The sequence below is a fragment of the Aminicella lysinilytica genome, assembly GCF_004362975.1.
GTDB lineage: Bacteria > Bacillota > Clostridia > Peptostreptococcales > Anaerovoracaceae > Aminicella > Aminicella lysinilytica.
In genome coordinates, this window is the sequence record NZ_SNXO01000045.1 from 1 (window position 1) to 14,575 (window position 14,575).

Below are 14,575 nucleotides of genomic sequence, written 5' to 3' on the forward strand. Positions count from 1 at the left end.
CTTTTGTTCATTGACATGACCCATGGCCTCAACTATAATGAATTCATGTAGTTTATTTTATTGGAGGTTAGTACATGGCAAATAACGGCAAGGGCCGCTTCAGTTCCAATACGGGCTTTATAATGGCGGCCGTAGGATCCGCTGTAAGTCTGGGAAACATCTGGGCATTTCCTTACAAAATGGGTGCAAACGGCGGTTTCGCCTTTCTTATAATATATATAGTAATGGCAATTTTCATAGGATACCCCTTGATGCTGGGAGAGATCTCCCTGGGACGCAAGACCGGCAAGGCAGCCATCGGTGCCTACAACGAGGCGAACCCGAAATTCACAGTCAACGGCATCATCGAGACCATCGTACCGTTTTTCCTGCTATGCTTCTTCTGCGTACTCGGCGGCATCATTCTGAAATACACAACAGCTAACTTTTGTGACATAGTTCATCTGAAATGGGGCCTGCGCAGCACCAACAGCGCATCTTACTATGAAGCCTTCGTCTCCAATCCTAAGCTGACGATAATTTTTATGCTGATTTTCATCATTGCGACAGCCATTATCGTCCTGCGCGGCGTACAACACGGAATAGAATTGTTTTGTTCACTGGCAATGCCGGCCGTGTACATTATGCTGGCCATTATCGCCATCAGGAGCTGTACTTTGCCGGGTGCTATCGAAGGCCTGAAATTCATGTTCAAGCCGGACATGTCCGTCTTCGCCAATATGGGCTGGCTGAAAGTCTTCGCCGTGGCGGGCAGCCAGATGTTCTTCTCTTTGTCCCTTGCCTCGGGCGCGCTGATTGCCTACGGCTCATACATGCGCAAAGAAGACAACCTGGAGCGGAGTGCCGCTTGGATACCGGCTTTTGACACTATTGCCGCGTTGCTGGCAGGCCTGGCTGTTCTACCGGCCATATACGCCATGGACATCAGACCGAGCCAGGGCACCGGCATGCTTTTCGTATCACTTCAGACAGTTTTCGACTCCATGGGATTCATGGGACCGATTTTCGGATTTATATTCTATCTGCTGGTTTTCCTGGCAGCGTTCTCATCGTGTATCGGCCTTATGGAAGGCTTTATTTCAACGATCATGGACAGGCGCATCAGGATGGGAAAGACAGTCAATCGTCCTTTCACCGTGTGGATCATCACTATGCTGACCATCTGCGGCGGCATCCTGGTCTGCGTCGACAAAATGGGACTGAATTCGTCTATGTGGAAGCCTTTCGGTATGGACAGCTGGCTGCAGGTTTTCGACCTGAGTGCGGAGGGACTGCTGATGCCACTGGGCGGTCTGCTTATGGCCATTCTGCTAGGCTGGTCCAGGCGCGGCTACCTGGATGATGAAATAAGGATCGGCTCATCGTACAAGTCGAAATGGTTCGTAGATATCTGTTGGCGCTACATCGCGCCGGTGTTCATGCTGTTTATTCTGGTGTACCAGTTCAGCAGCTATTTCCTGTCGAATATGGGATGGTTCCAGACACTATTCGGATAGGCTAAATTCAACATGCCCATGTAAACCAAAAAATACAGCTCAGTTTCAACAAAAGGCCGGCAGTTTGGTGCCGGCCTTTTTGGGTTTTGCCTTGATCATTTCTGAAGAAGGTCGAATGTTTGTTTTATCGATTTCTATTAAATTCGCAGTATATTGCTGTAATTAGTGTATACGTTGACTCCCGCAACCTTCTTGTAAGCTCTTACCTTGTAATAGTAATGCTTCTTAGCATTCTTTTTGAATGTGTAATGTGTTGATTTAACAGTCTTGATACACTTGTATCCACTGGCCTTCTTAGCCGATCTGTATACCCTGTAAGTAGTCAGGGAAACCGTACCGCTGGCCTTCCAATTCAATTTAGCCTTCTTAGCAGAAGCCTTCTTACTCAGTTTAACCTTTGTTGCCTTGACGGCCTTCTTAGTCTTGGCGTTCTGGGATGCCGTTGTGGCCGCTATAGCCTTCTCAGCGTTTTCCTTAGTCACGATAGCATAATGGGAATTGTGGCCTGTGGTGAACTGATAATCCATCTGACCATTGGCTCCTTTTACAGCCTTACCCGGTACGGCGAAGGCGTTATTGTCGTTATCCAAATAGATGCAGGCTGCATCTTCAGCCTCTATGCTTGCCGGGATCTGTGTCTCCACTGTGACGGTTCCTCCATTGAAGTTCGTCACATTGCCCTTAGGCGTAGCCAACTTTAGATCGAGCACCTTTGCGTCCTTACCTAATCCATTCTGCAAAGCAGCCGGCAAAGACTCCAAGGCGATATTGCTGACCTCCAGGGTCACCTGACCTGCGCCGCCAACTGCTCCGGCCACTGCGTCGAGAGCTTTTTGATCCAAGGTCACATCAGCAACGGCCGTGTCAAAGGTTACGGTCGCGTTAGTATCGGTGGCCAAAGCATTCACTGCAGCTGCCGGCATGCTTACGTAGACCTTATCAGCGCCAGTCTCACCGGTGACTGCTATTACTACCTTGGTGTCTACATTTCCGCCCGTTGCCTCGGCATTTTTAACACTGTTCAAAATGTTACTTGCTTCTGTGTCGCTGACGGTTGCGGTCACCTGACCTGTAGCTGTAGTCGTTACGTCCGGCGTGGTGGTAGTAGTTGTCTCCACTTTGCCAGTCGGCGTAGTAGTCGTGTTTGTATTTGTCTTAGGCGGGATGTACCCCGCTACGGTGTAATCGCTACCGGACTTGCTGACAACATAGCCCGATGCTACATATGTGCTTGGGTCTGCGGAGAATGTGCCGCCCCTAACTACATAATCTTGATCTGTAGTATTCTTTTTAGCAAGCAGATGATCTATTCCTGTCATCGTTTCATTTTTGAATGTTCCGCCGTTGATAGTCGCTGTGCATGTGCCATAATTCTTTATGACGTTTTTACTTGTACATGTGCTATTTGCAGGGACAGTGAAAGTTCCGCCCTGAATATCCAGCTCGGCTTTCGTATCTCCATTTTTGATCACGTTATAATATCCAATATATTCGCCGCCTGTGATAGTCAGTTTGGCATTATCAGTCATTGTTCCAGGCGTATGGCTGGATTTCCCGTTGATGATCGTGCTCGCGTTCACGCCATTTTTAGTATCTGCTTTGCATTCATCCGCAAGACTCATAGTTCCTTCATTCCTGATGGAGTACCATCCCGCCGCTGCGAAGTCACCGCCGCTGCATGTGACGTTCCCGCCTTCTGTGTTGAAGAGAGCAGATTCACCATTGCTTACCGCCTGGATTATTCCTTTTCCTTTAACAGTCAGTGTCCCCGCGTTCTTTATCGTCGGATGTGCGTCATAATTTCCGGTGTTATAGTCGGTGTATGAAGCACCCGTAATGTTATGACCATTGAGATAAAGCGTCGCTGTCGTGTTCTTCTGTACACTGAGCTCGCCCGTCATATCCGCGCCTAAAGTAACTGCCGCGGATTTGCCTGCAGCTATGCTGCTGAGCACGCACTGTGCTGATCCTGCAGTCGTCGGTGTTAATGAACCGCCGTTGATGACGATCTTGCCGTTTGTTCCATCATTGGTTCCTTCATGTGATGTTTCAATATTACCATTGATACTGCATCCATCGTTTACCGTTACAGTAGGGGTGGCGTATGCATTGAAATGGCAAGAATCAAAAGCATGCTGACCGGTCATCGGTGCTTTGATAGTAGTATTTGTAAAACTTGTGCTGCCGCAATTGTTGCTTACTACATATCCGTTGTCTCTGCAATACTGCCCGTCTGCAACTACATTATTGAGCTTCAGGTTAGAATAATTCTGAATCAATATGAAGAATGACCCGGGGTCGCCGCTCTTTACTGTAGGGTTCTGCGCAGAGCAGACAGTGCCGTTCTCTATGGTGATATTACTGCCCTTAAGCAGCTGCATACCGTTGGTTTCTGTTCCTGAGGATCCTACTCCTTTATTGATAGTCAGAGTATGATTTCCTAAATCAAAAGTAATATTTTTACTTTCCGGTACGATAACTCCGGCCTCTGTGCTGTCCTTCTCTAGGGTTATAGTAGTCTGAGCATCTGTTGTTACCGCTTTTACCGCCGCCTGTACAGACGCATATTCCGTAGTGCCGATCTTGGCCACATTGCTCTGTGGCGATGTGTCCGCGTAGGCCATCATCGGCGTCATTGCAAGCAAAACGACTATCGACAGAACGATAGTCGCGATTTTTTTACTAACTTCCATTTTGCATTCCTCTCTTCCTATAAAACAAACATTCCGCAGCACCTCATAATAGTGCTGCTGATCGCTCCCCGATTCAAAAAAGTCTGTATTATTGCAAGCTCTCCCTCGTTGTCAAGAGTAATCTGTAAATAACCCACCCTATTATTATAGTCCTCTCCGCTGAGGATTCAATAGGTTTGCAGTAAAAAAATGTTGCAATTGTACAAAATTATAGGAAGGCCATTATTCATAGCCTTCCTATAAGCATTTCTTATAAATACTGAATTTAGCCTAATGTCTTCTCGTCTTCCTTCTCTTCCTCAGTCTCTCCGCCGCCTTTTCCTTTATCGATGAACATGCCGATTGCCATGATCACTGCGAATACGATCAGATAGAATACGATAGGAATAGCGAAACTGCCTGCTGCTTTAGCGATCACATATGGTTTATATCCGTGTGCATAGATTGCCGCGATTACCATGAATACGCTTCCGCATATAGCCAGTATAGGCCATACATATCTCTGTACTGTAGACATATCCGTTGCCTTCTGTATGAACTTGATGAAGATCGGAATGTACATACCATATATGGTTACTATAGTCAGCTCCGATGAATCGAAGGAGAATACGCCGAACCAGTTATTAGGTGCCAGGTTTGCTCCGTAGAAGAATACGAACCAGCAAGCGCAGAGCATAAGTCCTACGATAGCTGAGTTGTTGGACATGTTAGTCTCAGGGTCTACCTGTCTGTAAACCTGAGGGCTAGGTCCTCTTCCTCTGGCTGCTACTGAATAAAGTCCTCTGGTGCATCCGAGCATCAGTCCGTTCATAGTTCCCATACAGGAAATAGCGATGAACAGGTTCAGAACATTTCCAAATACGTTTCCGAAAATATTGATGAATGCTACTGTAGCGCCGCTGTAGATCAGATCCTTATTGGATGCTCCGCCTGCAACTCCTACATAGTAGAAAATATATACTGCCATTACGATGATAGCGCCAATAGTCAGTGCCTTAGGAAGATTCTTCTTGGCGTCCTTCAGCTCCGAGTTGATGGATGTAGCGATGATCCAGCCTTCATATGCGAATGCTGTAGCAACTACTGCTCCGAAAAGCGGATTAACATTTACCGGGTTGGCCATGTCGCCTGTCAGCTGAACTGTATTTGAGAAGTTCTCTGTCAGCTGTCCTGATGCGATTCCGTAGATGATTCCGACTACTGCCATAAGGATCAGCGGGATCAGCTTGATGAACGTAGTGGCTACCTGGAATTTTCCGGCCAGTCTAGGTGAGATGGCGTTTACAAAATAAGCCGCGCAAAGGAAGAACAGTGTAAGGACCATACACTCAGGTCCCGTTACAGGATCCAGGTCCTTAAGTCCAACCGGATTGCATGACTGGATAAATACCAATGTGTATCTGGCGCTTAACCATGCCAGTACTGATGTAAGTGTCGGGTAATAAATGGTTGTCATAAACCATCCGATGAAATATGCATATTTGTGACCTACTGTGGCCTCCGCATAGTCTACGATGCCGTTTACCTTCTCATACTTAGTCGCCATAGTAGCGAAAGCAAGAGAACATACCAGCATGATAACGCCGCCGATGATCCATGCTAAAATGCCGAGAGGCATATTTCCGTTGGTCGCCTGCAGTATTGTCTGTGCTTTGAAGAATACGCCTGATCCTATAACTATACCGACAACCATGCAAATAGCTGTGAGCAAGCCGTATCTTCGCTCAAATCCTTGATTCATAATAAATAACTCCTAACTCTAATTTATATTTCCTTGTTAATAATAAGAATAATTACAATACATAATTATATCACCATTCCCAAATAAATCAACGATTTTTTGGCCTGAAATCCAAATTTTGTCCAAAATACGCAAAATAACAGGCGTCTTTCATAGACGCCCTCAATATTACAGTACCGTTCGGCCTTCGACGGCCTTCAACAGCGTGACCTCATCGGCATATTCCAGATCCCCGCCTACAGGCAGACCGTGAGCTATGCGCGTCACCTTGATCCCCGACGGTTTCAAAAGCCTGGCAATGTACATAGCCGTGGCTTCGCCTTCGATGTTGGGATTGGTGGCCAGGATGACCTCCTGGATCTCACTGTTTTGTTGCAGCCTGACTATGAGCTGCCTGAGATTGATATCTTCCGGACCGATGCCGTCCATGGGCGAAATGACACCGTTGAGCACGTGATACTGCCCGTTATATTCTTTGATGCGTTCCATAGCCATAACATCCTGAGGACTTTCAACTACGCAAATAACGTCATGCCTCCTGCCCTGGTCGCTGCAGATAGCGCAGGGGTCACGATCCGTCAGGTTGCCGCACACTGAACAGTATTTCATAGCGTGCTTGGCCTCAGTTATAGCCGAAGACAGACTCTCCGCCTCTTCATCCGTCAGGGACAAAATGTGGAAGGCCAGCCTTTGTGCAGTTTTCATGCCTATGCCCGGCAGTTTGGAAAGTTCGCCAACCAGTCTGCCTAGGGGCCTCGGATATTGCGTCATATCAAACTCGCTCCCGTTTACAGTCCCGGAATGTCCAGTCCGCCTGTGAGCTTGCCGTACTCGTCGCTCTGGGCTTCGTCGGCCATTCTCACGCCTTCGTTGACCGCTGCAATGACAAGATCCTGCAAAGTCTCGATATCATCGGGATCGACTACGTCTTTATCGATAGTCAGAGCCTTCAGCTCTTTTCTTCCGGTTACTGTGGCGCTAATAACGCCGCCGCCTGCTGTGGCTGTGTATTCCTGCTCGTCAAGTTCTGCCTGCATAGTCTCCATCTGCTTCTGCATAGCCTGCATCTGCTGGATCTGAGCCATCTGGCCCTTCTTGCCGCCACCGCCGCCGGTCTTAGGGCGTTTGCCCGCTCTCATTCCTTTTCCCATGATCTATTTCTCCTTTCGACTCGGCCCTGTAAGCCGAATGCTTTCTACTTTATTTCTACATTGAAGCCCAGGACATCTGTGGCCTGCTGAGCCATTTCATCCAGCTTCCCGTCTTCATCTTTATCTGCTTCCTGCCCCTTCAGTTTGCATACCATACGTCTCCTGACGCCGGTCTGCTTCTCCATGAGCTGGCATATGAGCTGTTCATCCTTTTCCAGCAGACTTTTGAATACGGGGCTGTCTACTATGACCTTGAACTCCTTATCATTCATCTCCGACAAAACTGCCCTTCTCATGGTGTTCAGGCTGGGTTTGACGGTCTCGCCCATTTCAAAGGCTTCTCGCCAGATGTCTTCCAGATCCGCGGCGCTGTCGGCCGTCGTCTGAGGCTGAGCCGTTGTCTGGGGCTGAGCCGATGTCTGCGGCTGAACATCGCTGCCTGCATCGTTGCCAACCGTCTGAGCCTGATCCGCGCCTGCATCGGCGCCTGCCGAGCTTGGTTTTGCGCCTGCATCTGGCTGAGATGTCGCTTTCGGTTTCTGCGCCGGAGCGGACTTCCTGGCCGGCATGCTGATAGCCGGTGAGCCCGTGGACATTACCCGTGCCGGACGCGCCTGACCTGCAGGCTGCCCATACTCAACGCCTGTGGCCAGATCTACGATGACCACTTCCATGAGTATCCTGGCCTGAGTCGAATAGCGAGCGTCATTGATAGCCTTGGCCAGAGTCGTTATGCTGGCGTTCAGCTGAGCCAGCTCGATCTTAGCGCTCTGATCCGCCAGAGCAACTATATTATCCTGAGACATATTCAGCATGTCCTCAGGGTCCTTTACGTATTTAGTGATCAGAAGATTCCTGTAATGAGCCATCCAGTCCTTCATCATCTGCTTGACATCTTTACCCTCCTGAAGGGCGCTGTTCAGCATTATCAGGGCTTCGGAGATATTGTGAGTCAGGACCTTCTCAGTCAGTTCCAGGTAGAATTCCTCCGGCACTGCCCCGAGAAATTCCAGGACCGTGTCTCTGTCCAGGCGTTTCTCACCTGCGGACAGGCACTGTTCCAACAGGCTCAAAGAGTCTCTGACGGAGCCGTCTGCGTTGACGGCAAGAAGTCGCAGGGCATCGTCCGTTATCTCCACGCCCTGTCCCGCGCAGATGTCAGCCATGTTACCCATGATGACGTCGGCAGTGACACGCTTGAAATCAAGCCGCATGCAACGGGACAAAACCGTCTGCGGCAGTTTCTGCGGGTCTGTGGTAGCCATAATGAAAACCACGTTCTCCGGCGGTTCCTCCAGGGTCTTCAGCAAAGCGTTGAAGGCCTGCGTCGACAGCATGTGGACCTCGTCGATGATGTAGACCTTCTTCCGACCTATGCTCGGCGGGTACTTGACGCTCTCACGCAGCTCCCTGATATTATCGACGCCGTTATTGGACGCCGCATCTATTTCTATTACATCCATAAAGCTGCCGTTGCTTATAGCCTGGCAGTTGGCACATTGACCGCAGGGCTTCTCTCCGCCGCTTTCATCGGTGCAGTTGAGAGCCTTGGCCAGGATCCTGGCCGTTGTGGTCTTGCCTGTTCCCCTCGTACCACAAAAAAGATAGGCGTGGCCGACAGTGTCGGTGGCTATCTGATTCCTCAGGATCTTTACTATGTGATCCTGCCCCAGGATCTCGCTGAAGATCTCCGGTCTGTGTTCTCTGTAGAGGGCTTTATATTGCATGATTTCTCCAAATGATATTGCCCTTTAAAAGCTCCGCGTGACGTTGGAGAAGGCTTATCTGCGGCACATAAGAACTTCCGCTTATTGCTGCTTCCTTCCGGACCTGACAAGATTCACGGCATCCTATTGCGCAGGACCCAAACCATGCCAGGCGAAGCTATTAAAGGGCAATTTTTCAACTATATTATTATATGGGTTTTTGCGGCTTATGTCAACACCGCAGGCGCCATTAATGTCAACAGTGACCAAGGCCCTTCGACAAAATCCGACTTTATATGGCTTTGTACAGCTCGTCTGCTGACGGCGGGGCGATTTCTTCTCTGCGTCCGTCAGGATGTACGGCCATGACTCCGGTATCACTGTCGCAGATCTTTCCGATGACGCTGCAGCGTATGTGTCTGGCGTCCAGTTCCGTCACTATCTTATAGGCCTTGGAAACAGGCGCTACTATGAGCATGGAGCCGCTGGAAATAAGTCTCAGCCAGTCGATGCCGAAGTGCTCTGCGATCTTTTCTGTCACAGGCTCTACGGGAATGGCTTCTACTTCCACCTCGCAGCCAAGACCGGAAATGTGGCACATTTCCCATATGGCTCCAAGTATGCCCCCTTCTGTCACATCGTGCATTCCCGACGTTCCTATCTTACCGCAGGCAATACCCTCCGGCACTACGCTGACATCCCTCAGGAGACCCTTTGCGCGACGTATCTCCGCTTCTGTGAGAACGCCTGCCAGCTGCTCCTCCATGTCGGAAGCGATGATTCCCGTGCCTTCCAGACCGGCTGTCTTGGTCATGAGAATCATGTCGCCGGGCTTCATATCTTCCGCTTTCTGTGACGCGCCGGCAAGTCCCCGGCCGAAAGCCGTAGACACGATAACAGGCTTGTTGACCGCGTCGGTTATTTCCGTATGGCCGCCGATGATCTCGACGCCGCAGTCCTCAGCCGCCTGACCGGCCTGAGCCATGATGATGGAAATGTCCTTCTCTGTGGTACCCACAGGCAGCATTACCGCCAGAGTTATGCCCAGGGGCTCGATTCCGTTACTGGCAATGTCGTTGCAGGAAATGTGGATGGCCAGCTTGCCGATATCCTTCACGTCGGCCGTGATCGGATCCGTGGAAATAACGCATTCGTAGTCACCGAAATCCACTACGGCGCAGTCCTCTCCAATGCCGGCCCGGGTCTTCACCTCAGGCCTTTTGAACTTGATCTTGTCTATGACGATGCTCTGAAGCACTTCGCTGTCAAGTTTTCCTATTTTCAACTCACTCATTGATCTCTCCTGTCTCCAGCCATCTGCTGACTGTGGCTTCATCTATTATAGGCACGCCCAGGTCGTGGGCCTTCTTGTTTTTCCCCGATGTGGAGTTAACGTCGTTGTTTATGAGATATGAGGTTCTGGCGCTGACTGAGCCGGCCACCTTGCCTCCTGCATGCTCTATTTCCGCCTTCAGGGCGTCGCGGTTTTCATAATTGTTCAAAGAGCCCGTTATAACAAAGGTCACATTGGCGAAGAAGTCGTCTCTGGCCTCCTCTGTTTCGTCAATGCGTACTACTTTCAGAATATCTTCGACTATTTTCGACTTGACCGGATCGGCAAAGTACGCCACGAAGCCGTCCGCCAGCACGTCGCCTACGCCGTCGATTGCCAGCAGGTCTTCCTTTGTGAGAGACTGGATGGCAGACCATTTCTCATGGCAGGCCCTGGCGATGACCTTGGCGTTAGCCACTCCTATTCCCGGGATGCCGAGAGCGTAGAGAAGCCTTTCCGGCGTGGTATCCTCAGACTTTTCAACCGACGCGACCATATTGTCGAAGGATTTGTCGCCGAAGCCCTCCATTTCCACAATGGCATCGCGGAACTCTCTGATACGGAAAATGTCTGCAAATTCCCTTATGAGGCCGCGGCCGATGAGCTTTTCTATAGTGGCCTCGCTTAGACCGTCGATGTTCATAGCGTCTCTGGACACGAACAAAGAGAAACTCTTGATCTGCTTGGCGGGGCACTCCGGGTTGGTGCAGAACAGAGTCCGGACTCCGCTGTCATCCCTGATGATGGCCTGACCGCCGCATACGGGGCAGGCTGTAGGGATTTCTATATTGTTGCTGGCCGTTATGTCCTCAGCGATCTGAGGGATTATCATGTTGGCCTTGTATACCCTGATAGTGTCGCCTATGCCCAGCTTCAGTTCTTCCATGACGCTGATGTTGTGGACGGAGGCTCTGGACACTGTGGTCCCTTCCAGTTCAACGGGATCGAAGATGGCCACCGGATTGATGAGACCGGTTCTGGATGCGCTCCATTCGATCTCTCTCAGTGTGGTCTCCTCCTGCTGGTCAGCCCACTTGAAGGCTATGGAATCTCTCGGGAATTTGGCTGTGGCGCCTAAGGATCTCCCGTATTCTATATCGTCGTAGAGCATGACCAGACCGTCTGATGGGAAGTCGTTGCTCTGGATCCTGTTTTCGAAATCTGCGATAGCAGCCACAGTGTTCTCGCGATTCACTGCTACGAATTCAACTACATCGAATCCCTGCTCGGCAAGCCAGTTCAGCTGATTCCTGCGCAGGCCGCCGAAATCCACGCCATCTGCCTCTACCAGAGCGAAGGCGAAGAAATTCACGTTTCTTTCCCTGGTGACTCTCGGATCCAGCTGTCTTACCGAACCGCTGCAAAGGTTCCTGGGGTTCTTGTATTTAGCATCTGCATCGCCGATCTCAGCGTTTATCTTATCGAAGTCGCTGTATTTGATCACAGCCTCGCCTCTGAGTACCATGCGCCCATTGAAAGGCACAGATACCGGCACGTTGGCAAAGACTCTGGCGTTGCCTGTTATGACTTCACCTACCTCGCCGTTGCCCCTTGTCAGAGCCTTGACCAGTTGTCCTCCTTCATAGGTAAGGACTATGGTCAGACCGTCAAGTTTCCAGGAAAGAAGCCCCGTCTGGGCCCCCAGCCAGTCTGCCAGAGCTTCACGGCTCTTGGTCTTGTCCAGGGACAACATCCTCTTAGGATGCCTTTCCTTAGGCAGATTCGAAACCACCTCGTAGCCCACCTTCTGAGTGGGGCTGTTTCCAAGAATGATGCCCGTCTCTTCCTCCAGAGCCCGCAGCTCGTCGTAAAGGCGGTCATATTCAAGATTCGGCATGATCTCCTCGGCGTCCTGATAATATGCCCTGGCCGCCCGGTTCAAAAGGTCGACTTTTTCTTTTATCTGTTGTTTTTTGTCCATCTCGTATCCTCTTCAGCGCAAATCCCGCGCCGGTCTATATTTTCTTCAAAGGCGCCAGCCCCTTGGCCAGCTTCTTCATTCCCACGCTGTCAAAAGCCACCTTGACGGTCTTATCGTCCGCCTCGATGACGAGACCCTGGCCGAACTTTTTGTGCTCGACTTTGTCCCCCACGGCGAATTCCGTCTCGCCGGTGCCTGCGTTGGCCCTGGTGTTCATGCGGGCGTATTTCAAAGCGTCGTACGGTTTGTAAGGTTCCTTGGCGTAACCGTCCATGCTGCCGGTGGAAACGCCCAGGCTGGTGCCGCCGCTTTTCTTCTCAAAGACCGCGTCACCTGTAAGTAGCTTTTTGTCCACCTCACGCAAAAACTGTGACTCGCGGGTGTAGTCTGTCCGGCCGTAACGGGTGCGCACGGCTGCGCTTGTCAGGTACAAAAGTTCCTTGGCGCGGGTCATGCCCACATAGCAGAGTCTGCGCTCTTCCTCCATGCCGGCCACGCTGTCGAAGGCTTTGTTCCCCGGGAAAAGTCCGTCCTCAAGTCCCGGCATGAATACCACCGGGAACTCCAGCCCTTTGGCGCTGTGCATGGTCATGAGGGTGACCGTATCCTGATCTTCGTCGTAGTTGTCCACCTCGGCAGCCAGTGTCAGCTGCTCCATGAACTCTTCGACTGTTGGATTCTCCGCATCTTTTTCATAATCGTAAATAACCGATTTGAACTCCATAAGGTTGTCCATACGGGCCTCGGCCTCGACGGTATTACTGTCCTCCAAAGCCTTCATATATCCTGTTTTCACAAGTAAGGTGTCGTAAATGTCCGACACTCTCAGGTTATCTTTCTCCTGTCTGCAGAGGTTGATGCACTCGACCATCTCCTTAACGCTGTCGTAGGCTCTGCCCGGCAAAGTGTCCAGGACTTCCGGGTCGCTCAGGGCCTCCATCATGCTCTGATCTCTGATCTCGGCAAAGGCGGCGATCTTCTCCACTGACTTGTCTCCCATGCCGCGCTTAGGCTCGTTGATGATCCTGCGCAGGGAAAGATCGTCCAGAGGGTTGACCACCAGCCTCATATATGCCATGGCGTCCTTGACTTCCTTCCGGTCGTAGTATCTCTGGCCGGACAGAACTCTGTAAGGCAGTCCGTGCTGACTGAGGGATCCCTCGAAAAGTCTCGACTGGGCGTTGGTCCTGTAAAGTATGGCGAAGTCGTTAAGGCTCCTGCCCTTGTCGGCCATGTACCCGATCTGCCTCGCTACGTAATCGGCCTCTTCCTTGTCCGTGTCTGCTCTGTAATATGGTATCTTTTCTCCGCATTCCTTATTGGTCCAAAGCTGCTTTTCCTTACGGCTGCGGTTGTTGCGGACCACTGAATGGGCCGCCTTCAGGATGTTGTCTACGGAGCGGTAATTCTGCTCCAGTTTGATAGTCTTGGCCTCCGGAAAATCCTTCTCAAAATCCAGGATATTCCTGATATCGGCGCCTCGCCACTCGTAAATGCACTGATCGTCATCGCCGACTACGCAAAGGTTGTGATGGCTCTCGGCCAGCATCTTGATGAGTTTGTACTGAATGTGGTTAGTGTCCTGATATTCGTCTACCATTATATAATGAAAGCGCTGCTGGTATTTCAGCAGGGCCGCCTCGTCTCTCTCGAAAAGCTTCACGGCGTTGAGGAGGATGTCGTCGAAGTCCATGGCGTTGTTCTTCTTCAGCCTTTCCTCGTACTCCTTGAAAACCGTGTAGATAGCCTTGGTCTTATAATTTTCCTCTTCAGCTGCGCGGTATCCTTCCGCGTCCTTTTCCTTTTCCTTGCTCTTGCTGATTACCGCCAGAATGTACTGAGGCTTGAATTCTCTGTCGCTTATGCCCTTTTCCTTCAGAATATTCCTGACCAGGGTCTTCTGGTCCGAAGTATCATATATAACAAAATTCGGCTGGTAGCCGATCTGCTCGGGAAATATTCTCAGCATGCGCAGGCACATGGCGTGGAATGTCATGATCCACATATTGCTGCAGTCTCCGATAAGGTCTTCGACTCTGCTGCGCATTTCCGACGCGGCCTTGTTAGTAAAAGTCACGGCCAGAATGTTATATGGCGAGATGCCCTGATCCACCATATATGCGATCCTGTGGGTCATAGTGCTGGTCTTGCCGGAGCCCGCTCCTGCCAGTATCAGAAGTGACCCTTCTATCTGTTTAACAGCTTCCTGCTGCTTGTCGTTCAAATTTTCTAAACTCATTTTCTTCTCCTGTTTTTCATTTTATTGCCGTCTTCCATTTTATCATATCCGGGGTGAAAATGAAACGGTATATTGCCCGGCGGGTGCCGCGCGGGCGGCCGGTGCTGGCGGTGGCCGGCAGCCGGAGCGGCAGGGGCAGCCGGGGCGGCCGGCGGCGCAGCGGGGCAGGCGCAGACTTGTTTTCCAACAAATCAAGGAAAATGGCTACCAAAAAAAGAAAACCGGCATGTTTTCAATCACATACCGGTATTTATTCAGGGTTTTTATAGCAGTTTTTTTAATTAACTAATCGTCA

The 14,575-nt window shown here is 50.5% G+C and carries 9 protein-coding genes and 1 other RNA gene; 1 reads left to right on the forward strand and 9 read right to left on the reverse strand.

Annotated elements, in window-relative coordinates; translation table 11 throughout:
- The first annotated feature begins 74 nt into the window (after positions 1 to 74).
- Positions 75 to 1,496, forward strand: a complete 1,422-nt coding sequence (locus EV211_RS09415; RefSeq protein WP_133529181.1) for a sodium-dependent transporter — start codon at positions 75 to 77, stop codon at positions 1,494 to 1,496.
- Positions 1,497 to 1,633: 137 nt separating this feature from the next.
- Here the strand turns inward: EV211_RS09415 and EV211_RS09420 are convergent, their stop codons facing one another.
- The 9 genes from EV211_RS09420 to EV211_RS09460 form a co-directional block, all read right to left on the reverse strand.
- Positions 1,634 to 4,189: a hypothetical protein gene (locus EV211_RS09420; RefSeq protein ID WP_133529182.1), complete on the reverse strand. Its 2,556-nt coding sequence runs from the start codon at positions 4,187 to 4,189 to the stop codon at positions 1,634 to 1,636.
- A gap of 265 nt (positions 4,190 to 4,454) precedes the next feature.
- Positions 4,455 to 5,930 carry an APC family permease gene (locus tag EV211_RS09425; RefSeq protein WP_133529183.1) on the reverse strand — a complete coding sequence of 492 codons (1,476 nt, stop codon included), beginning with the start codon at positions 5,928 to 5,930 and terminating at the stop codon, positions 4,455 to 4,457.
- A gap of 168 nt (positions 5,931 to 6,098) precedes the next feature.
- On the reverse strand, positions 6,099 to 6,701 hold the full coding sequence (recR, locus tag EV211_RS09430; protein WP_133529184.1) for a recombination mediator RecR: 603 nt from the start codon (positions 6,699 to 6,701) through the stop codon (positions 6,099 to 6,101).
- Between the two features lie 17 nt (positions 6,702 to 6,718).
- On the reverse strand, positions 6,719 to 7,081 hold the full coding sequence (locus EV211_RS09435; RefSeq protein WP_133529185.1) for a YbaB/EbfC family nucleoid-associated protein: 363 nt from the start codon (positions 7,079 to 7,081) through the stop codon (positions 6,719 to 6,721).
- A gap of 44 nt (positions 7,082 to 7,125) precedes the next feature.
- Complete coding sequence (gene dnaX / locus EV211_RS09440) at positions 7,126 to 8,808, reverse strand: DNA polymerase III subunit gamma/tau (protein ID WP_133529186.1); 1,683 nt, start codon at positions 8,806 to 8,808, stop codon at positions 7,126 to 7,128.
- A gap of 43 nt (positions 8,809 to 8,851) precedes the next feature.
- An RNA gene (ffs, locus tag EV211_RS09445) (signal recognition particle sRNA small type) lies at positions 8,852 to 8,951 on the reverse strand.
- Positions 8,952 to 9,079: 128 nt separating this feature from the next.
- Complete coding sequence (locus EV211_RS09450; protein ID WP_133529187.1) at positions 9,080 to 10,081, reverse strand: AIR synthase family protein; 1,002 nt, start codon at positions 10,079 to 10,081, stop codon at positions 9,080 to 9,082.
- Complete coding sequence (gene ligA / locus EV211_RS09455) at positions 10,074 to 12,041, reverse strand: NAD-dependent DNA ligase LigA (RefSeq protein WP_133529188.1); 1,968 nt, start codon at positions 12,039 to 12,041, stop codon at positions 10,074 to 10,076. The genes EV211_RS09450 and ligA overlap by 8 nt, the downstream gene beginning before the upstream one ends.
- A gap of 34 nt (positions 12,042 to 12,075) precedes the next feature.
- On the reverse strand, positions 12,076 to 14,280 hold the full coding sequence (locus EV211_RS09460; protein WP_133529189.1) for an ATP-dependent helicase: 2,205 nt from the start codon (positions 14,278 to 14,280) through the stop codon (positions 12,076 to 12,078).
- Positions 14,281 to 14,575 lie beyond the last annotated feature (295 nt).

Coding starts and splice junctions, on each gene's coding strand:
- EV211_RS09415 (WP_133529181.1), top strand. CDS start 75: ATGGCAAATAACGGCAAGGGCCGCTTCAGTTCCAATACGGGCTTTATA.
- EV211_RS09420 (WP_133529182.1), bottom strand. CDS start 4,189: ATGGAAGTTAGTAAAAAAATCGCGACTATCGTTCTGTCGATAGTCGTT.
- EV211_RS09425 (WP_133529183.1), bottom strand. CDS start 5,930: ATGAATCAAGGATTTGAGCGAAGATACGGCTTGCTCACAGCTATTTGC.
- recR (WP_133529184.1), bottom strand. CDS start 6,701: ATGACGCAATATCCGAGGCCCCTAGGCAGACTGGTTGGCGAACTTTCC.
- EV211_RS09435 (WP_133529185.1), bottom strand. CDS start 7,081: ATGGGAAAAGGAATGAGAGCGGGCAAACGCCCTAAGACCGGCGGCGGT.
- dnaX (WP_133529186.1), bottom strand. CDS start 8,808: ATGCAATATAAAGCCCTCTACAGAGAACACAGACCGGAGATCTTCAGC.
- EV211_RS09450 (WP_133529187.1), bottom strand. CDS start 10,081: ATGAGTGAGTTGAAAATAGGAAAACTTGACAGCGAAGTGCTTCAGAGC.
- ligA (WP_133529188.1), bottom strand. CDS start 12,041: ATGGACAAAAAACAACAGATAAAAGAAAAAGTCGACCTTTTGAACCGG.
- EV211_RS09460 (WP_133529189.1), bottom strand. CDS start 14,280: ATGAGTTTAGAAAATTTGAACGACAAGCAGCAGGAAGCTGTTAAACAG.